General features: G+C 51.7%; 13 protein-coding genes, 6 tRNA genes and 3 rRNA genes. 20 read left to right on the top strand and 2 right to left on the bottom strand.

The window, feature by feature from the left end; genetic code table 11:
• The first annotated feature begins 3 nt into the window (after positions 1 to 3).
• The 8 genes from hemG to birA all read left to right on the top strand — a co-directional run bounded on the left by hemG (position 4) and on the right by birA (position 8,250).
• Entirely contained in the window at positions 4 to 546 is a 543-nt protein-coding gene (gene hemG / locus AWR26_RS24435) for a menaquinone-dependent protoporphyrinogen IX dehydrogenase (RefSeq protein WP_064569106.1), read from the top strand.
• A gap of 358 nt (positions 547 to 904) precedes the next feature.
• A 16S ribosomal RNA gene (locus AWR26_RS24430) occupies positions 905 to 2,444 on the top strand.
• Positions 2,445 to 2,517: 73 nt separating this feature from the next.
• Positions 2,518 to 2,594: transfer RNA gene (locus tag AWR26_RS24425), tRNA-Ile, on the top strand.
• 102 nt (positions 2,595 to 2,696) lie between these two features.
• A tRNA-Ala gene (locus tag AWR26_RS24420) sits at positions 2,697 to 2,772 on the top strand.
• Positions 2,773 to 2,951: 179 nt separating this feature from the next.
• Positions 2,952 to 5,856, top strand: a 23S ribosomal RNA gene (locus tag AWR26_RS24415).
• A 94-nt stretch (positions 5,857 to 5,950) separates the two neighbouring features.
• Positions 5,951 to 6,066, top strand: a 5S ribosomal RNA gene (rrf, locus tag AWR26_RS24410).
• The 16S, 23S and 5S rRNA genes sit together here with 2 tRNA genes alongside, the layout of an rRNA operon.
• A 196-nt stretch (positions 6,067 to 6,262) precedes the next feature.
• A complete protein-coding gene (gene murB, locus AWR26_RS24405) occupies positions 6,263 to 7,291 on the top strand; it encodes a UDP-N-acetylmuramate dehydrogenase (RefSeq protein WP_074922751.1) in 1,029 nt (342 codons plus the stop codon).
• Complete coding sequence (birA, locus tag AWR26_RS24400; protein ID WP_074922750.1) at positions 7,288 to 8,250, top strand: bifunctional biotin--[acetyl-CoA-carboxylase] ligase/biotin operon repressor BirA; 963 nt, start codon at positions 7,288 to 7,290, stop codon at positions 8,248 to 8,250. Before murB ends, birA begins: the two co-directional genes overlap by 4 nt.
• 27 nt (positions 8,251 to 8,277) lie before the next feature.
• Here the strand turns inward: birA and coaA are convergent, their stop codons facing one another.
• Both coaA and AWR26_RS24390 read right to left on the bottom strand, forming a co-directional pair.
• Positions 8,278 to 9,228: a type I pantothenate kinase gene (coaA, locus tag AWR26_RS24395; RefSeq protein ID WP_035890515.1), complete on the bottom strand. Its 951-nt coding sequence runs from the start codon at positions 9,226 to 9,228 to the stop codon at positions 8,278 to 8,280.
• Positions 9,229 to 9,430: 202 nt separating this feature from the next.
• Entirely contained in the window at positions 9,431 to 9,979 is a 549-nt protein-coding gene (locus tag AWR26_RS24390; protein WP_074922748.1) for a GNAT family N-acetyltransferase, read from the bottom strand.
• Positions 9,980 to 10,306: 327 nt separating this feature from the next.
• Between AWR26_RS24390 and AWR26_RS24385 the strand changes: the two genes are divergently transcribed.
• The 12 genes from AWR26_RS24385 to rpoB all read left to right on the top strand — a co-directional run bounded on the left by AWR26_RS24385 (position 10,307) and on the right by rpoB (position 20,058).
• Positions 10,307 to 10,382, top strand: a tRNA-Thr gene (locus AWR26_RS24385).
• Between the two features lie 8 nt (positions 10,383 to 10,390).
• A tRNA-Tyr gene (locus AWR26_RS24380) sits at positions 10,391 to 10,475 on the top strand.
• A gap of 111 nt (positions 10,476 to 10,586) precedes the next feature.
• Positions 10,587 to 10,661 (top strand) — tRNA-Gly (locus AWR26_RS24375).
• 6 nt (positions 10,662 to 10,667) lie between these two features.
• Positions 10,668 to 10,743 (top strand) — tRNA-Thr (locus tag AWR26_RS24370).
• Between the two features lie 114 nt (positions 10,744 to 10,857).
• Entirely contained in the window at positions 10,858 to 12,042 is a 1,185-nt protein-coding gene (tuf, locus tag AWR26_RS24365) for an elongation factor Tu (protein WP_064563291.1), read from the top strand.
• Positions 12,043 to 12,270: 228 nt separating this feature from the next.
• Complete coding sequence (gene secE, locus AWR26_RS24360) at positions 12,271 to 12,654, top strand: preprotein translocase subunit SecE (RefSeq protein WP_003033128.1); 384 nt, start codon at positions 12,271 to 12,273, stop codon at positions 12,652 to 12,654.
• Between the two features lies 1 nt (position 12,655).
• A complete protein-coding gene (nusG, locus tag AWR26_RS24355; RefSeq protein ID WP_006816549.1) occupies positions 12,656 to 13,201 on the top strand; it encodes a transcription termination/antitermination protein NusG in 546 nt (181 codons plus the stop codon).
• 139 nt (positions 13,202 to 13,340) lie between these two features.
• Positions 13,341 to 13,769 carry a 50S ribosomal protein L11 gene (gene rplK / locus AWR26_RS24350; protein ID WP_008503452.1) on the top strand — a complete coding sequence of 143 codons (429 nt, stop codon included), beginning with the start codon at positions 13,341 to 13,343 and terminating at the stop codon, positions 13,767 to 13,769.
• 3 nt (positions 13,770 to 13,772) lie between these two features.
• Positions 13,773 to 14,477, top strand: coding sequence for a 50S ribosomal protein L1 (gene rplA, locus AWR26_RS24345; protein ID WP_074922721.1), 705 nt, complete (start codon positions 13,773 to 13,775; stop codon positions 14,475 to 14,477).
• 297 nt (positions 14,478 to 14,774) lie between these two features.
• Complete coding sequence (rplJ, locus tag AWR26_RS24340; RefSeq protein WP_074922723.1) at positions 14,775 to 15,272, top strand: 50S ribosomal protein L10; 498 nt, start codon at positions 14,775 to 14,777, stop codon at positions 15,270 to 15,272.
• Positions 15,273 to 15,338: 66 nt separating this feature from the next.
• Positions 15,339 to 15,707 carry a 50S ribosomal protein L7/L12 gene (gene rplL / locus AWR26_RS24335; protein ID WP_007727297.1) on the top strand — a complete coding sequence of 123 codons (369 nt, stop codon included), beginning with the start codon at positions 15,339 to 15,341 and terminating at the stop codon, positions 15,705 to 15,707.
• A gap of 322 nt (positions 15,708 to 16,029) precedes the next feature.
• Positions 16,030 to 20,058, top strand: a complete 4,029-nt coding sequence (rpoB, locus tag AWR26_RS24330) for a DNA-directed RNA polymerase subunit beta (protein WP_035890293.1) — start codon at positions 16,030 to 16,032, stop codon at positions 20,056 to 20,058.
• Positions 20,059 to 20,121: the final 63 nt, after the last annotated feature.

Below are 20,121 nucleotides of genomic sequence, written 5' to 3'. Positions count from 1 at the left end.
GACGTGAAAACATTAATTCTTTTCTCAACCCGGGATGGGCAAACGCGGGAGATTGCTTCTTATCTGGCTTCAGAGCTTAACGATCTGGGCGTCTGTGCGGATGTGGTTAACCTGAACCGCACGCAAGAGATTGACTGGAGTAAATATGAGCGGGTAGTCATTGGTGCGTCCATTCGCTATGGGCACTTTCATCCGGCGTTGGCCAATTTTGTGAAAAAGCATCTGTCACAGCTGAATAAACTGCCGGGAGCATTCTTTTCCGTCAACCTGGTGGCGCGCAAACCCGAGAAAAGCTCGCCGCAAACGAACAGCTATACGCGTAAGTTTTTGCTGTCGTCGCCCTGGCAGCCGGATCGCTGCGCCGTATTTGCCGGTGCGCTGCGTTACCCGCACTATCGATGGTACGACCGATTGATGATCCAGCTGATTATGAAGATGACGGGCGGTGAAACGGATAGACGTAAAGAAGTGGTCTATACCGACTGGCAGCAGGTGGCGAATTTTGCCCGTGAAATAGCTCAGTTAAACAGCAAATCGGGCGTTTAACGGGCGCTGTGCCTGAAAAATGAGCGAACGATAACTTTTTTGAATTTTATGCTTGTCAGCCAGAATTAACTCCCTATAATGCGCCTCCACTGACACGGCACAACGGCAAACACACCGGCCTGTCAGGTGAAGAAATCTGAAAATAATCAGTTGACTTCACGGCGGGAAAGCGTAATATGCACACCCCGCGCCGCAGCGAAAACACAGCGGCACTGCTCTTTAACAATTTATCAGACAATCTGTGTGGGCACTCAGGTGACGCGGATTCTTGATGTCTTCGGACAAAAATGAATACCAAGTCTCAACGAGTGAACACGTAATTCATTACGAAGTTTAATTCATTGAGCATCAAACTTTTAAATTGAAGAGTTTGATCATGGCTCAGATTGAACGCTGGCGGCAGGCCTAACACATGCAAGTCGAACGGTAGCACAGAGAGCTTGCTCTCGGGTGACGAGTGGCGGACGGGTGAGTAATGTCTGGGAAACTGCCTGATGGAGGGGGATAACTACTGGAAACGGTAGCTAATACCGCATAACGTCGCAAGACCAAAGAGGGGGACCTTCGGGCCTCTTGCCATCAGATGTGCCCAGATGGGATTAGCTAGTAGGCGGGGTAATGGCCCACCTAGGCGACGATCCCTAGCTGGTCTGAGAGGATGACCAGCCACACTGGAACTGAGACACGGTCCAGACTCCTACGGGAGGCAGCAGTGGGGAATATTGCACAATGGGCGCAAGCCTGATGCAGCCATGCCGCGTGTGTGAAGAAGGCCTTCGGGTTGTAAAGCACTTTCAGCGGGGAGGAAGGCGGTACGGTTAATAACCGTGCCGATTGACGTTACCCGCAGAAGAAGCACCGGCTAACTCCGTGCCAGCAGCCGCGGTAATACGGAGGGTGCAAGCGTTAATCGGAATTACTGGGCGTAAAGCGCACGCAGGCGGTCTGTCAAGTCGGATGTGAAATCCCCGGGCTCAACCTGGGAACTGCATTCGAAACTGGCAGGCTGGAGTCTCGTAGAGGGAGGTAGAATTCCAGGTGTAGCGGTGAAATGCGTAGAGATCTGGAGGAATACCGGTGGCGAAGGCGGCCTCCTGGACGAAGACTGACGCTCAGGTGCGAAAGCGTGGGGAGCAAACAGGATTAGATACCCTGGTAGTCCACGCCGTAAACGATGTCGATTTGGAGGTTGTGCCCTTGAGGCGTGGCTTCCGGAGCTAACGCGTTAAATCGACCGCCTGGGGAGTACGGCCGCAAGGTTAAAACTCAAATGAATTGACGGGGGCCCGCACAAGCGGTGGAGCATGTGGTTTAATTCGATGCAACGCGAAGAACCTTACCTGGTCTTGACATCCACAGAACCTGGCAGAGATGCCGGGGTGCCTTCGGGAACTGTGAGACAGGTGCTGCATGGCTGTCGTCAGCTCGTGTTGTGAAATGTTGGGTTAAGTCCCGCAACGAGCGCAACCCTTATCCTTTGTTGCCAGCGGTCCGGCCGGGAACTCAAAGGAGACTGCCAGTGATAAACTGGAGGAAGGTGGGGATGACGTCAAGTCATCATGGCCCTTACGACCAGGGCTACACACGTGCTACAATGGCGCATACAAAGAGAAGCGACCTCGCGAGAGCAAGCGGACCTCATAAAGTGCGTCGTAGTCCGGATTGGAGTCTGCAACTCGACTCCATGAAGTCGGAATCGCTAGTAATCGTGAATCAGAATGTCACGGTGAATACGTTCCCGGGCCTTGTACACACCGCCCGTCACACCATGGGAGTGGGTTGCAAAAGAAGTAGGTAGCTTAACCTTCGGGAGGGCGCTTACCACTTTGTGATTCATGACTGGGGTGAAGTCGTAACAAGGTAACCGTAGGGGAACCTGCGGTTGGATCACCTCCTTACCTTAAAAGAACCCTTCCCTGAAGTGCTCACACAGATTGTCTGATGAAAAAACAGCAGTAAGAAAATCTCTGCAGGCTTGTAGCTCAGGTGGTTAGAGCGCACCCCTGATAAGGGTGAGGTCGGTGGTTCAAGTCCACTCAGGCCTACCAAATTGCTCCGGATACTGTGTTGCAAAATGACTCACATACTCAGATATGCTTCGTCATTTCGCGCCTTGTCTCTGAAGTAATTAAGGTTACAGAGACCACGATGGGGCTATAGCTCAGCTGGGAGAGCGCCTGCTTTGCACGCAGGAGGTCTGCGGTTCGATCCCGCATAGCTCCACCATCATTACTGCACAACCAAGAAAACTTCAGAGTACACATTCTGTGTGTGCTGCGAAGTTTTGCTCTTTAAAAATCTGGATCAAGCTGAAAATTGAAACACTGAACAACGCAAGTTGTTCGTGAGTCTCTCAAATTTTCGCAATGCGATGATGAATCGGAAGAAACATCTTCGGGTTGTGAGGTTAAGCGACTAAGCGTACACGGTGGATGCCCTGGCAGTCAGAGGCGATGAAGGACGTGCTAATCTGCGAAAAGCGCCGGCGAGGTGATATGAACCCTTGACCCGGCGATGTCCGAATGGGGAAACCCGGTGCACTTCGGTGCATCATCACAGCATGAATCCATAGTGCTGTGAAGCGAACCGGGGGAACTGAAACATCTAAGTACCCCGAGGAAAAGAAATCAACCGAGATTCCCCCAGTAGCGGCGAGCGAACGGGGAGGAGCCCAGAGCCTGAATCAGCTTGTGTGTTAGTGGAAGCGTCCGGAAAGTCGCGCGATACAGGGTGACAGCCCCGTACACGAAAACGCACAGGCTGTGAGCTCGATGAGTAGGGCGGGACACGTGGTATCCTGTCTGAATATGGGGGGACCATCCTCCAAGGCTAAATACTCCTGACTGACCGATAGTGAACCAGTACCGTGAGGGAAAGGCGAAAAGAACCCCGGCGAGGGGAGTGAAAAAGAACCTGAAACCGTGTACGTACAAGCAGTGGGAGCACCTTCGGGTGTGACTGCGTACCTTTTGTATAATGGGTCAGCGACTTATATTCTGTAGCAAGGTTAACCGTATAGGGGAGCCGCAGGGAAACCGAGTCTTAACTGGGCGTTAAGTTGCAGGGTATAGACCCGAAACCCGGTGATCTAGCCATGGGCAGGTTGAAGGTTGGGTAACACTAACTGGAGGACCGAACCGACTAATGTTGAAAAATTAGCGGATGACCTGTGGCTGGGGGTGAAAGGCCAATCAAACCGGGAGATAGCTGGTTCTCCCCGAAAGCTATTTAGGTAGCGCCTCGTGAATTCATCTCCGGGGGTAGAGCACTGTTTCGGCTAGGGGGCCATCCCGGCTTACCAACCCGATGCAAACTACGAATACCGGAGAATGTTATCACGGGAGACACACGGCGGGTGCTAACGTCCGTCGTGAAGAGGGAAACAACCCAGACCGCCAGCTAAGGTCCCAAAGTCATGGTTAAGTGGGAAACGATGTGGGAAGGCCCAGACAGCCAGGATGTTGGCTTAGAAGCAGCCATCATTTAAAGAAAGCGTAATAGCTCACTGGTCGAGTCGGCCTGCGCGGAAGATGTAACGGGGCTAAACCATGCACCGAAGCTGCGGCAGCGACACTGATGTGTTGTTGGGTAGGGGAGCGTTCTGTAAGCCTGCGAAGGTGGCCTGTGAGGGTTGCTGGAGGTATCAGAAGTGCGAATGCTGACATAAGTAACGATAAAGCGGGTGAAAAGCCCGCTCGCCGGAAGACCAAGGGTTCCTGTCCAACGTTAATCGGGGCAGGGTGAGTCGACCCCTAAGGCGAGGCCGAAAGGCGTAGTCGATGGGAAACAGGTTAATATTCCTGTACTTGGTGTTACTGCGAAGGGGGGACGGAGAAGGCTATGTTGGCCGGGCGACGGTTGTCCCGGTTTAAGCGTGAAGGTGTGTGCTCCAGGCAAATCCGGAGTGCTTTAACACTGAGGCGTGATGACGAGGCACCACGGTGCTGAAGCAACAAATGCCCTGCTTCCAGGAAAAGCCTCTAAGCTCCAGGTAACACGAAATCGTACCCCAAACCGACACAGGTGGTCAGGTAGAGAATACCAAGGCGCTTGAGAGAACTCGGGTGAAGGAACTAGGCAAAATGGTGCCGTAACTTCGGGAGAAGGCACGCTGATAGGTAGGTGAAGCGACTTGCTCGTGGAGCTGAAATCAGTCGAAGATACCAGCTGGCTGCAACTGTTTATTAAAAACACAGCACTGTGCAAACACGAAAGTGGACGTATACGGTGTGACGCCTGCCCGGTGCCGGAAGGTTAATTGATGGGGTTATCCGTAAGGAGAAGCTCCTGATCGAAGCCCCGGTAAACGGCGGCCGTAACTATAACGGTCCTAAGGTAGCGAAATTCCTTGTCGGGTAAGTTCCGACCTGCACGAATGGCGTAATGATGGCCAGGCTGTCTCCACCCGAGACTCAGTGAAATTGAACTCGCTGTGAAGATGCAGTGTACCCGCGGCAAGACGGAAAGACCCCGTGAACCTTTACTATAGCTTGACACTGAACATTGAGCCTTGATGTGTAGGATAGGTGGGAGGCTTTGAAGCGTGGACGCCAGTCTGCGTGGAGCCAGCCTTGAAATACCACCCTTTAATGTTTGATGTTCTAACGTTGACCCGTGAACCGGGTTGCGGACAGTGTCTGGTGGGTAGTTTGACTGGGGCGGTCTCCTCCTAAAGCGTAACGGAGGAGCACGAAGGTCAGCTAATCCTGGTCGGACATCAGGAGGTTAGTGCAATGGCATAAGCTGGCTTGACTGCGAGCGTGACGGCGCGAGCAGGTGCGAAAGCAGGTCATAGTGATCCGGTGGTTCTGAATGGAAGGGCCATCGCTCAACGGATAAAAGGTACTCCGGGGATAACAGGCTGATACCGCCCAAGAGTTCATATCGACGGCGGTGTTTGGCACCTCGATGTCGGCTCATCACATCCTGGGGCTGAAGTAGGTCCCAAGGGTATGGCTGTTCGCCATTTAAAGTGGTACGCGAGCTGGGTTTAGAACGTCGTGAGACAGTTCGGTCCCTATCTGCCGTGGGCGCTGGAGAACTGAGGGGGGCTGCTCCTAGTACGAGAGGACCGGAGTGGACGCATCACTGGTGTTCGGGTTGTCATGCCAATGGCACTGCCCGGTAGCTAAATGCGGAAGAGATAAGTGCTGAAAGCATCTAAGCACGAAACTTGCCCCGAGATGAGTTCTCCCTGAGACTTCGAGTCTCCTGAAGGAACGTTGAAGACGACGACGTTGATAGGCCGGGTGTGTAAGCGCAGCGATGCGTTGAGCTAACCGGTACTAATGAACCGTGAGGCTTAACCTTACAACGCCGAAGATGTTTTGGCGTGAGAGAGAATTTTCAGCGTGATACAGATTAGACCGGTGTGCCCTGGTGGCATGGCGGTGAACAGAATTTGCCTGGCGGCACTAGCGCGGTGGTCCCACCTGACCCCATGCCGAACTCAGAAGTGAAACGCCGTAGCGCCGATGGTAGTGTGGGGTCTCCCCATGCGAGAGTAGGGAACTGCCAGGCATCAAACCAGTGAAGAGGCCATCCGTAAGGATGGCCTTTTTGCGTCTGCGGTCAGATAAACGCTGACGCGGAACAGGCGGGGAAGCCCCGGGCGCAGGCCCGGGGCTTTTTTGCTTTATGCCTGCTTTAAACACCACAAGCGCTCGTCACCTGGATACGGTAAACTTAGCCGTGTTTTTGCATCAGGATATCGCTAATGAATCACTCCCTTAAACCATGGAATACCTTTGGTATTGATCGGAATGCCCACCATATTGTCTGTGCCGAAACGCCGCTGCAACTGCTCAATGCATGGCAGGCTGCGGTACAGAGCCAGCAGGCCGTGCTGATTCTGGGTGAAGGCAGCAACGTGCTGTTTCTGGAAGATTTTTCCGGAACGGTCATTATCAACCGTATTATGGGTATTGAGGTGCGTGAAGAAGCCGATGCATGGTATCTACACGTCGGCGCGGGTGAAAATTGGCATCATTTGGTGCAGTTGACTCTGGAACGCGGAATGCCGGGTCTTGAGAATCTGGCGCTTATCCCGGGTTGTACGGGAAGTTCCCCGATTCAGAATATCGGTGCATATGGAATCGAGTTGCAGCGCGTCTGCAACTACGTCGACTGTGTCGAACTCAGCAGTGGTGAATCGAAGCGCTTGTCCGCAGAGGCTTGTCGTTTTGGCTATCGTGACAGCATCTTTAAACATGAGTACCAGAATCGTTATGCCATCACGGCGGTCGGTTTACGTCTGGCAAAAAACTGGCAACCGGTACTTACCTACGGTGATTTGACTCGGCTTGACCCCGCAACGGTCACACCGAAAGAGGTTTTTGACGCTGTATGTCATATGCGTACCAGCAAATTACCGGACCCAAAAGTTAACGGGAATGCTGGTAGTTTCTTTAAAAATCCGGTGATCTCAGCAGAACAGGCTGGCATCTTGCTCTCCGCCTTTCCTGGCGCTCCGCATTATCCGCAAGCTGACGGGTCTGTAAAGCTGGCGGCTGGCTGGCTGATCGATCAATGTCAGCTAAAAGGCGTCGCTATTGGCGGTGCAGCGATCCATCATTTACAAGCACTGGTGCTGATAAATACCGGGCAGGCCACAAGTGATGATGTGGTACAGCTCGCCCACCTCGTACGCCAGCGCGTAGGCGAGAAGTTTAATGTCTGGCTCGAGCCGGAAGTGCGTTTTATCGGCTGCGCCGGTGAGGTGAATGCCGTGGAGACGATTGCATGAAGGATAATACCGTTCCATTAACGCTGATTTCTATTCTGGCAAATGGCGAATTCCATTCGGGCGAGCAACTGGGTGAACGCCTGGGAATGAGTCGCGCGGCAATCAATAAACATATCCAGACCCTTCGTGACTGGGGAATCGAAGTCTTTACCGTTCCGGGTAAGGGTTACAGTTTACCGGAACCTATCCAGCTTCTGGATGAAGCATTGATTCGTTCACGTATCACGCAGGGGAATATTACCGTTTTACCGGTGATTGATTCGACAAATCAGTATTTACTGGATCGCCTTAATGAGTTGCATTCGGGTGATGCCTGCGTGGCGGAATATCAACAGGCAGGCCGTGGCCGCCGTGGCCGCAAATGGATTTCTCCGTTCGGTTCGAATCTCTATATCTCCATGTACTGGCGTCTGGATCAAGGGCCAGCAGCGGCAATCGGGTTAAGTCTGGTGATAGGTATTGTAATGGCGGAAGTTTTACGCGATTTAGGTGCCGATCAGGTGCGGGTTAAATGGCCGAATGATCTCTATCTTCAGGATCGTAAACTAGCGGGCATCCTCGTCGAACTAACCGGTAAAACTGGCGATGCGGCGCAGATCGTGGTTGGTGCTGGAGTTAATCTGATGATGCGCAAAGCCCAGGCTGAAGATATTAGCCAGAGCTGGATTAACCTGCAGGAAGCCGGTGTTCGCATCGATCGCAACATGCTCGCCATACGTCTGGTTACTGAATTACGCACTGCCCTGAAATGCTTTGAACAAGAAGGGCTTGCTCCGTTCCTTTCCCGCTGGGAAAAATTGGATAACTTTATTAATCGTCCGGTAAAACTGATTATCGGTGAGAAAGAAATTGTAGGTATTTCCCGGGGTATTGATGCGCAAGGAGCACTACTGCTTGAACAGGATGGGGTTATAAAACCCTGGGTCGGCGGAGAAATTTCACTGCGCAGTGCAGAATAAACAAGGGGAGCGAGACGCTCCCTTTATTTATTTACGCAAACGAACTTGCTCAACCGCATGGTTTGCGCTTTTAGTCATAATCAGGCTGGCCCGCTCGCGGGTTGGTAAAATATTTTCTTTAAGATTTAAACCGTTAATTTCTTTCCACAGCGACAAGGCGATCTCAATCGCTTCCTGTTCGGATAATTTCGCATAATTGTGGAAATAGGAGTCAGGGTTGGTAAATGCGCCTTCGCGGAACTTCAGGAAGCGGTTGATATACCAGGTTTGTAATAGGTCTTCCGGCGCATCAACATAAATAGAAAAGTCGACAAAATCGGAGACAAATACATGATGCGGGTCATGAGGATAATCCATACCGCTCTGTAATACATTCAACCCTTCGAGAATTAAAATATCAGGCTGAGCGACCGTTTTATCTCCATCCGGGATTACGTCATATATCAGATGCGAATAAACCGGCGCTGTGACATTCGGCACCCCGGATTTAATATCCGAAACAAACTGCACCAGGCGATGCATATCATAAGATTGCGGGAAGCCTTTTTTCTTCATTAGCCCACGATCTTTCAGTACCTGATTGGGATGCAGAAAACCATCAGTCGTAATGAGTTCAACACGACGATGTTCTGGCCAGCGGCTCAATAATGCCTGTAGCACACGGGCGGTAGTACTTTTTCCTACCGCTACGCTGCCTGCAATGCTGATGATGTACGGAATGCGTTGCCCATTCGTCCCAAGGAACTGCTCAAGTACGGCCTGGCGGCGCAGGTTCGAACTGATATAGAAATTGAGTAAACGGGAAAGGGGGAGATAAATCTCTGCAACTTCTTCCAAAGAAAGGTCTTCATTAATGCCTTTTAATCGTGCGATTTCGCCCTCAGTAAGCGTCATCGGAACTGAATCACGAAGAGCAGCCCACTGGCTGCGATTAAACTGTAAGTAAGGCGTCATTAACGTTTGCTCTTTTTTACTCATAAGCTTTATCTGCCCGCTATTACCCCTCGTCACGTAAGCTTTCGGTACGTTGTGAGAGAGAGTCTCTTAAGGTAATGCTATGGCTCGACGTTATTGAAATAAGTGGGATCAATGGGCAGGAGGTTAACACCAGATGACAGGGAATAATATGAAAAATCGCGTCTGCGTGATGCTTTCCCTCGAAAGCATCACGCTCTGTACATCAACTGGCAATAGAACGAACAAACTGATTAACCGCAAATAAACGTTTGAAGTAAATGGCTGCTGGTTGGTAATAACCATCCGCTGAACAGAGATAATCGGGAATTTCCCCAAGGCAGCGATATCCTTGCGAACGATAAAATACTTCTGCAGCAGAACCTGACGGTGTTTCCAGCCAAAGCAGACCGCGCTGGCGCATACAGGCTGTTTTCTCCAGCTCCGTCAGGAGCTTCTTCCCAATACCGGTGCGCCGTACACGGCGGTGTACCAGCAACAATTTTATGTTGGCCCGGTTCAGTGCTTCAGGTTGCATGGGGAATTGCAGACTAACGCTGCCGGCAACGCCCTGCTCATCGCGTGCAATCCAGATCAGGCGTTCACCTGTCTCCAGCTCGTTGCGTAACCGCGAGAAAGCGTTTTCTGCTTCCTGCTGGCTAATCGCGCGTTGATACCCAATGGAGGCGCCACTATGAAGTGCATCAAGCAGTAGTTCAGCGAGTTCCGGACAGTAGACCGGCAAAGTAGCTGCGTTTAACAAGACAATTTTCATCGTGAAGCCTCCATTGGGTTGGTGGCTAAAGCAATGCAATTAGTGATCCAACACACAATCTGTGTCTGGCTTCAGAGATATTCACTATGGGGACGGTTTTTTGCACCATGTTAACGCAGCCGCACCGAAGAGATGCCCGATGTTGTCGCGATTAAAAGAGACTTACTGGCGCAAAGTCGTGGAACGCGGTGCTGTTTTTTTATACTTCATTGCATGAAATTACAGCGTTTACATGGGGTGTCGTGCAAAATGTGAGCGATAGAACGTTTTGTGCAATTTTTTTGTTGCATCAACTCCTCTGTCTCCCTAGAATGCGCGCTACTTGATGCCGACTTAGCTCAGTAGGTAGAGCAACTGACTTGTAATCAGTAGGTCACCAGTTCGATTCCGGTAGTCGGCACCATCAAGTCCGGTGGGGTTCCCGAGCGGCCAAAGGGAGCAGACTGTAAATCTGCCGTCACAGACTTCGAAGGTTCGAATCCTTCCCCCACCACCATTTTCGGTTACGCTAAAACGTAACCAGAGTTGGTGTCAGTAGTGAATCAGCTCTTAGGGAGAGAATCTTCTCCCGACAATACAGAAGCACTGGGTAGCCGAGTTTCAGGATGCGGGCATCGTATAATGGCTATTACCTCAGCCTTCCAAGCTGATGATGCGGGTTCGATTCCCGCTGCCCGCTCCACGATGTGCTGATATGGCTCAGTTGGTAGAGCGCACCCTTGGTAAGGGTGAGGTCCCCAGTTCGACTCTGGGTATCAGCACCACTTCATTTCTCCTCCCTGGTTTTTCTTCTGTTATTTAGCATTCAACAAGTCGGGCGTGTTGCCTGGTTGATGTGGTGATATCACCGATTTATCCGTGTCTTAGAGGGACAATCGATGTCTAAAGAAAAGTTTGAACGTACAAAACCGCACGTTAACGTCGGTACTATCGGCCACGTTGACCATGGTAAAACAACGCTGACTGCTGCAATCACTACCGTTCTGGCAAAAGCCTACGGTGGTTCTGCTCGCGCATTCGATCAGATCGATAACGCGCCGGAAGAAAAAGCTCGTGGTATCACCATCAACACTTCTCACGTTGAATATGACACCCCGACTCGCCACTATGCGCACGTAGACTGCCCGGGGCACGCCGACTATGTTAAAAACATGATCACCGGTGCTGCGCAGATGGACGGCGCGATCCTGGTTGTAGCTGCGACTGACGGCCCGATGCCGCAGACCCGTGAGCACATCCTGCTGGCTCGTCAGGTAGGCGTTCCGTACATCATCGTGTTCCTGAACAAATGCGACATGGTTGATGACGAAGAGCTGCTGGAACTGGTTGAGATGGAAGTTCGCGAACTGCTGTCTCAGTACGATTTCCCGGGCGACGACACGCCGATCGTTCACGGTTCTGCTCTGAAAGCGCTGGAAGGCGACGCAGAGTGGGAAGCGAAAATCATCGAACTGGCTGGCTTCCTGGATTCCTACATCCCGGAACCGGAGCGTGCGATTGACAAGCCGTTCCTGCTGCCGATCGAAGACGTATTCTCCATCTCCGGCCGTGGTACCGTTGTTACCGGTCGTGTAGAGCGCGGCATCATCAAAGTAGGTGAAGAAGTTGAAATCGTGGGTATCAAACCTACCGCGAAATCCACCTGTACTGGTGTTGAAATGTTCCGCAAACTGCTGGACGAAGGTCGTGCGGGCGAGAACGTGGGTATTCTGCTGCGTGGTATCAAACGTGAAGATATCGAACGTGGTCAGGTACTGTCGAAGCCGGGTTCCATCAATCCGCACACCAAATTTGAATCTGAAGTTTATATCCTGTCCAAAGACGAAGGCGGCCGTCACACTCCGTTCTTCAAAGGTTACCGTCCGCAGTTCTACTTCCGTACAACTGACGTGACAGGCACCATCGAACTGCCGGAAGGCGTGGAGATGGTAATGCCGGGCGACAACATCAAAATGGTTGTTACCCTGATTCACGCAATTGCGATGGACGAAGGTCTGCGTTTCGCAATCCGTGAAGGCGGCCGTACCGTTGGCGCGGGTGTTGTAGCAAAAGTTGTCAGCTAATCGCTGATAATATTTGACGCAATGCGCAAGAAAAGGGCATCATTTGATGCCCTTTTTGTACGCTTTCGAACCAGAACCTGGCTCATCAGTGATTTTTTTTGTCATAATCATTGCTGAGACAGGCTCTGTTGAGGGCGTTAGTCCGAATCTCGCCAGAGCATTTCGGTTTGGTTGCCTCGCTTATGCGGGGCAAAAATGTTTGTCTGAATTCTTGTGACAGGTTGGTTTATGAGTGCGAATACCGAAGCTCAAGGGAGCGGGCGCGGCCTGGAAGCGATGAAGTGGGTTGTTGTTGCAGTACTGCTGCTCGTGGCTATCGTTGGCAACTATCTTTATCGTGACATGATGCTGCCACTCCGCGCGCTGGCAGTTGTTATTTTGATTGCTGCAGCAGGTGGTGTCGCGCTGTTGACGACGAAGGGTAAAGCGACAGTTGCATTTGCCCGCGAAGCGAGAACCGAAGTACGTAAAGTGATTTGGCCTACTCGTCAGGAAACGTTGCACACCACATTGATCGTGGCTGCGGTAACCGCAGTCATGTCACTGATCCTGTGGGGACTGGATGGTATTCTGGTTCGCCTGGTTTCCTTTATCACTGGCCTGAGGTTCTGAGATGTCTGAAGCTCCTAAAAAGCGCTGGTACGTCGTTCAGGCGTTTTCCGGTTTTGAAGGCCGCGTAGCAACATCGCTGCGCGAGCATATCAAATTACACAACATGGAAGAGTTGTTTGGCGAAGTTATGGTTCCAACCGAAGAAGTGGTTGAAATCCGTGGCGGCCAGCGTCGCAAAAGCGAACGTAAATTCTTCCCGGGCTACGTGCTTGTCCAGATGGTAATGAATGATGCCAGTTGGCACCTGGTACGCAGCGTTCCGCGCGTTATGGGCTTCATCGGTGGTACGTCCGATCGTCCCGCGCCGATTAGCGATAAAGAAGTCGATGCGATTATGAACCGCCTTCAGCAGGTGGGTGATAAGCCGCGTCCGAAAACGCTGTTTGAGCCGGGCGAAATGGTCCGCGTTAGCGACGGTCCGTTCGCTGACTTTAACGGCGTTGTTGAAGAAGTGGACTACGAGAAGTCCCGTCTGAAAGTTTCCGTTTCTATCTTTGGTCGTGCGACTCCGGTAGAACTGGATTTCAGCCAGGTAGAAAAAGCTTAATTCTTCGGCGATCAAACGTTGCACAAGGCGTGAAATTGACATACAATTTCGCGCCTTTTGTTTTTACGGGCATATGCACGTAAAACGTCTTTAACACGGGGAGCCTTTCGGGGCGCTATACCCAAACGAGGAAATTTCAATGGCTAAGAAAGTCCAGGCCTACGTCAAGCTGCAGGTAGCAGCTGGCATGGCAAACCCGAGCCCGCCGGTCGGTCCGGCTCTGGGTCAGCAGGGTGTTAACATCATGGAATTCTGTAAAGCGTTCAACGCCAAAACAGAATCCCTGGAAAAAGGTCTGCCAATTCCGGTAGTTATTACCGTTTACGCTGACCGCTCCTTCACTTTCGTTACCAAAACGCCTCCGGCAGCAGTTCTGCTGAAGAAAGCGGCTGGTATCAAGTCTGGTTCCGGCAAGCCGAACAAAGACAAAGTGGGCAAAATCTCCCGCGCTCAGCTGCAGGAAATCGCTCAGACTAAAGCCGCGGACATGACCGGTGCTGACATTGAAGCGATGACTCGCTCAATCGAAGGTACTGCGCGTTCCATGGGCCTGGTAGTGGAGGATTAAGAAATGGCTAAACTGACCAAGCGCATGCGCGTGATCCGTGACAAAGTTGATGCGACCAAACAGTACGACATCAACGAAGCCATTGCTCTGCTGAAAGAGCTGGCCACTGCTAAATTCGTAGAAAGCGTAGACGTTGCCGTTAACCTCGGCATCGACGCGCGTAAATCTGACCAGAACGTACGTGGTGCAACTGTACTGCCGCACGGTACTGGCCGTTCAGTTCGCGTTGCCGTATTTACCCAGGGCCCGAACGCTGAAGCTGCTAAAGCAGCTGGCGCAGAGCTGGTAGGTATGGAAGATCTGGCTGATCAGATCAAAAAAGGCGAAATGAACTTTGACGTTGTTATTGCTTCCCCGGATGCAATGCGCGTTGTTGGCCAGCTGGGCCAGGTTCTGGGTCCGCGTGGCCTGATGCCGAACCCGAAAGTTGGTACTGTAACTCCGAACGTTGCTGAAGCAGTTAAAAACGCTAAAGCCGGTCAGATTCGTTACCGTAACGACAAAAACGGCATCATCCACACCACCATCGGTAAAGTGAACTTTGACGCTGACAAACTGAAAGAAAACCTGGAAGCTCTGCTGGTTGCGCTGAAAAAAGCAAAACCGTCTCAGGCGAAAGGTGTGTACATCAAGAAAATTAGCATCTCCACTACCATGGGTGCTGGTGTTGCGGTAGACCAGGCTGGTCTGAGCGCAGTAGCGAATTAAGATTCGCCTTTACGTGGGTGGTGAATTTGTCTACAATCTTACCCCCACGATTTGCTAGCGTAAGTTAGCAAGAAAAGATTTGTTCGTTGGAGCCTGGCCTATCCAGGCCTCCGTCGAAGACCGCAGGTGTTTCGTAAGAAGCTTAATTCCCTGCGTAGACGGTGACAGAACCTAAAGATTATTTTTAAAGTACTCTTTGGCTTGTTTCTGCTCACCGTATTAAGACGCTCTTTTCTTTGAGAAGAGTGAAGTGAGTTCCAGGGCATGAGCCCTGGCAAACATCCAGGAGCAAAGCTAATGGCTTTAAATCTTCAAGACAAACAAGCGATTGTTGCTGAAGTCAGCGAAGTAGCCAAAGGCGCGCTGTCTGCGGTTGTTGCGGATTCCCGTGGCGTGACCGTAGATAAAATGACCGAACTGCGTAAAGCAGGTCGCGAAGCTGGCGTTTACATGCGTGTTGTTCGTAACACCCTGCTGCGCCGTGCTGTTGAAGGTACCTCTTTTGAGTGCCTGAAAGACGCGTTTGTTGGTCCGACCCTGATTGCATACTCTTTGGAACACCCGGGCGCTGCTGCTCGTTTGTTCAAAGAGTTCGCGAAAGCGAATGCAAAATTTGAGGTCAAAGCCGCTGCCTTTGAAGGTGAGTTGATCCCGGCGTCCCAGATCGATCGCCTGGCAACCCTGCCGACCTACGAAGAAGCAATTGCACGCCTGATGGCAACCATGAAAGAAGCCTCTGCTGGCAAACTGGTTCGTACTCTGGCTGCTGTACGCGATGCGAAAGAAGCTGCTTAATCGCAGTTTTCTTTATAAAGCATTTGCTTACGTATAAACTTATTCTGATATTCAGGAACAATTTAAATGTCTATCACTAAAGATCAAATCATTGAAGCAGTTTCCGCTATGTCCGTAATGGACGTTGTAGAACTGATTTCTGCAATGGAAGAAAAATTCGGTGTTTCTGCTGCTGCTGCTGTAGCTGTTGCTGCTGGCCCGGCTGCTGAAGCTGCTGAAGAGAAAACTGAATTCGACGTTATTCTGAAAGCCGCTGGCGCTAACAAAGTTGCTGTTATCAAAGCAGTACGTGGCGCAACTGGCCTGGGTCTGAAAGAAGCTAAAGACCTGGTAGAATCTGCTCCGGCCGCTCTGAAAGAAGGCGTGAGCAAAGATGACGCTGAAGCTCTGAAAAAATCTCTGGAAGAAGCTGGCGCTGAAGTTGAAGTTAAATAAGCCAACCCTTCCGGTTGCAGTCTGAGTTATCAGGCTGATGGCTGGTGACTTTTTGGTCACCAGCCTTTTTGCGCTGTAGAAGGTGCCGGTAGCGTTTCACACTGTTTGACTACCAGTAGCCTTTACAATGCTTGTTTCTATCGACGACTTAATATACTGCGACAGGAGCTCGCTTCTGTGTAAATCGCAATGAAATGATTTAAGCGTGATAGCAACAAGCATTGCGGAAAGTGCTCCACTTTCCGGTCAAAAAAATAGTGTTGCATAAACTGTCCTTTCGACGGGCAGAGTGGGTCGACTTGTCAGCGAGCTGAGGAACCCTATGGTTTACTCCTATACCGAGAAAAAACGTATTCGTAAGGATTTTGGTAAACGTCCACAAGTTCTGGATGTTCCATATCTCCTTTCTATCCAGCTTGACTCGTTCCAGAAGTTTATCGAGCAAGATCCTGAAGGGCAGTACGGTCTGGAAGCGGCATTCCGCTCCGTGTTCCCGATTAAGAGCTACAGCGGCAATTCGGAACTGCAATACGTCAGCTACCGTCTTGGCGAACCTGTTTTTGACGTTAAAGAGTGTCAGATCCGTGGCGTAACTTACTCCGCTCCGCTGCGCGTAAAACTGCGTCTGGTGATCTACGAGCGCGAAGCGCCGGAAGGCACTGTTAAAGATATTAAAGAACAAGAAGTCTACATGGGCGAAATTCCGCTCATGACCGACAACGGTACCTTTGTTATCAACGGTACTGAGCGTGTTATCGTTTCTCAGCTCCACCGTAGCCCTGGCGTCTTCTTTGACAGCGATAAGGGTAAAACCCACTCATCTGGTAAGGTGCTTTATAACGCACGTATTATTCCTTACCGTGGGTCCTGGCTGGACTTTGAATTCGATCCGAAAGATAACCTGTTCGTTCGTATCGACCGTCGTCGTAAGCTGCCGGCTACCATTATCCTGCGCGCGCTGAACTACACCACGGAGCAGATCCTCGACCTGTTCTTTGAAAAAGTGGTCTTTGAGATTCGCGACAACAAACTGCAAATGGAACTGGTGCCGGAACGTCTGCGCGGCGAAACCGCGTCCTTCGACATCGAAGCGAACGGCAAAATGTATGTTGAGAAAGGCCGCCGTATTACCGCGCGCCATATCCGTCAGTTGGAAAAAGACGAGATTCAACATATCGAAGTTCCGGTTGAGTACATCGCGGGTAAAGTGGCGTCTAAAGACTACATCGACGAATCCACTGGCGAGCTGATCTGCCCGGCGAACATGGAACTGTCGCTCGATCTGCTGGCGAAGCTGAGCCAGGCGGGCCACAAACGTATCGAAACGCTGTTCACCAACGATCTGGATCACGGTCCGTACATCTCTGAGACTGTACGTGTCGACCCGACCAACGATCGACTGAGCGCTCTGGTAGAGATCTACCGTATGATGCGTCCTGGCGAACCGCCGACTCGTGAAGCGGCTGAAAGCCTGTTCGAGAACCTGTTCTTCTCTGAAGACCGCTACGATCTGTCTGCGGTTGGTCGTATGAAGTTCAACCGTTCTCTGCTGCGCGACACCATCGAAGGTTCCGGTATCCTGAGCAAAGAAGACATCATCGAAGTGATGAAAAAGCTCATCGGTATCCGTAACGGTATTGGTGAAGTGGATGATATCGACCACCTCGGCAACCGTCGTATCCGTTCCGTTGGCGAAATGGCGGAAAACCAGTTCCGCGTTGGCCTGGTGCGTGTAGAACGTGCGGTGAAAGAGCGTCTGTCTCTGGGCGATCTGGATACCCTGATGCCGCAGGATATGATCAACGCCAAGCCGATCTCCGCAGCCGTGAAAGAGTTCTTCGGTTCCAGCCAGCTGTCTCAGTTTATGGACCAGAACAACCCGCTGTCGGAGATTACGCATAAACGTCGTATCTCTGCACTCGGCCCAGGCGGTCTGACCCGTGAGCGTGCGGGCTTCGAAGTTCGAGACGTTCACCCGACCCACTACGGTCGCGTATGTCCTATCGAAACGCCTGAAGGTCCGAACATCGGTCTGATCAACTCCTTGTCCGTGTATGCGCAGACTAACGAATACGGCTTCCTCGAAACGCCGTACCGTAAAGTGACTGACGGCGTGGTAACTGACGAGATCCATTACCTTTCTGCAATTGAAGAAGGTAACTACGTTATCGCTCAGGCGAACACCAACCTGACGGAAGAAGGTCGTTTTGTAGATGATCTGGTGACCTGCCGCAGCAAAGGCGAATCCAGCCTCTTCAGCGCAGACCAGGTTGACTACATGGACGTTTCCACCCAGCAGGTGGTTTCCGTCGGTGCGTCCCTGATCCCGTTCCTGGAACACGATGACGCCAACCGTGCATTGATGGGTGCGAACATGCAACGTCAGGCGGTTCCGACTCTGCGCGCTGATAAGCCGCTGGTTGGTACCGGTATGGAACGTGCTGTTGCCGTTGACTCCGGTGTAACCGCAGTGGCGAAACGTGGCGGTACCGTTCAGTACGTGGATGCTTCCCGTATCGTTATCAAAGTTAACGAAGACGAGATGTACCCGGGCGAAGCAGGGATCGACATCTATAACCTGACCAAATACACCCGTTCTAACCAGAACACCTGCATCAACCAGATGCCGTGTGTTTACCTGGGTGAGCCAATTGAGCGCGGCGACGTGCTGGCAGACGGCCCGTCCACCGACCTCGGTGAACTGGCACTCGGCCAGAACATGCGCGTAGCGTTCATGCCGTGGAACGGTTACAACTTCGAAGACTCCATCCTCGTCTCCGAACGCGTTGTTCAGGAAGATCGTTTTACAACGATCCACATTCAGGAACTGGCGTGCGTGTCCCGTGACACCAAGCTGGGACCGGAAGAGATCACCGCTGACATCCCGAACGTGGGTGAAGCTGCGCTCTCCAAACTGGATGAATCCGGTATCGTTTACATCGGTGCGGAAGTGACCGGCGGCGACATTCTGGTTGGTAAAGTAACGCCGAAAGGCGAAACTCAGCTGACGCCAGAAGAGAAACTGCTGCGCGCGATCTTCGGTGAGAAAGCGTCTGACGTTAAAGACTCTTCTCTGCGCGTGCCGAACGGTGTTTCCGGTACTGTTATCGACGTTCAGGTCTTTACCCGCGATGGCGTGGAAAAAGACAAACGTGCGCTGGAAATCGAAGAGATGCAGCTGAAGCAGGCGAAGAAAGATCTGTCTGAAGAACTGCAAATCCTCGAAGCTGGCCTGTTTAGCCGTATCCATACCGTGCTGGTTTCCGGCGGCGTTGAAGCTGAGAAGCTCGACAAACTGCCGCGCGACCGCTGGCTGGAACTCGGCCTGACCGACGAAGCGAAACAAAATCAGCTGGAGCAACTGGCTGAGCAGTACGACGAACTGAAACACGAGTTCGAGAAAAAACTCGAAGCGAAACGCCGCAAAATCACTCAGGGCGACGATCTGGCACCGGGCGTGCTGAAGATTGTTAAGGTTTATCTGGCAGTTAAACGTCAGATCCAGCCTGGGGATAAGATGGCAGGTCGTCACGGTAACAAAGGTGTTATTTCTAAGATCAACCCGATCGAAGATATGCCTTACGATGAAAACGGCACGCCGGTAGACATCGTACTGAACCCGCTGGGCGTACCGTCTCGTATGAACATCGGTCAGATCCTTGAAACCCACCTGGGGATGGCTGCGAAAGGTATCGGCGACAAGATCAACGCCATGCTGAAACAGCAGCAGGAAGTCGCGAAACTGCGCGAATTCATCCAGCGTGCATACGATCTGGGCGCTGACGTTCGTCAGAAAGTTGACCTGAATACCTTCAGTGATGAAGAAGTTCTGCGTCTGGCTGAAAACCTGCGCAAAGGCATGCCGATCGCAACGCCGGTATTCGACGGTGCGAAAGAGTCCGAAATCAAGGAACTGTTACAGCTGGGTGGCCTGCCGACTTCCGGTCAGATCACTCTGTTCGACGGTCGTACCGGTGAGCAATTCGAACGCCAGGTTACCGTCGGCTACATGTACATGCTGAAACTGAACCACCTGGTTGATGACAAGATGCATGCGCGTTCCACCGGTTCTTACAGCCTGGTTACTCAGCAGCCGCTGGGTGGTAAGGCACAGTTCGGTGGTCAGCGCTTCGGTGAGATGGAAGTGTGGGCACTGGAAGCTTATGGTGCCGCTTATACCCTGCAAGAAATGCTTACCGTTAAGTCTGATGACGTGAACGGTCGTACCAAGATGTATAAAAACATCGTGGACGGCAACCATCAGATGGAACCAGGTATGCCGGAATCCTTCAACGTACTGTTGAAAGAGATCCGTTCTCTGGGTATCAACATCGAACTGGAAGACGAGTAATTCTCGCTCAAACAGGTCACCGCTGTCGGGGTAATACCCGGCAGCGGAATGTGCTAACTCCGA

The organism is Kosakonia oryzae, from assembly GCF_001658025.2.
Classification (GTDB): domain Bacteria; phylum Pseudomonadota; class Gammaproteobacteria; order Enterobacterales; family Enterobacteriaceae; genus Kosakonia; species Kosakonia oryzae.
The sequence above is the reverse complement of the archived record's forward strand: the minus strand, read 5'-3'. Positions and strand labels throughout refer to the sequence as shown.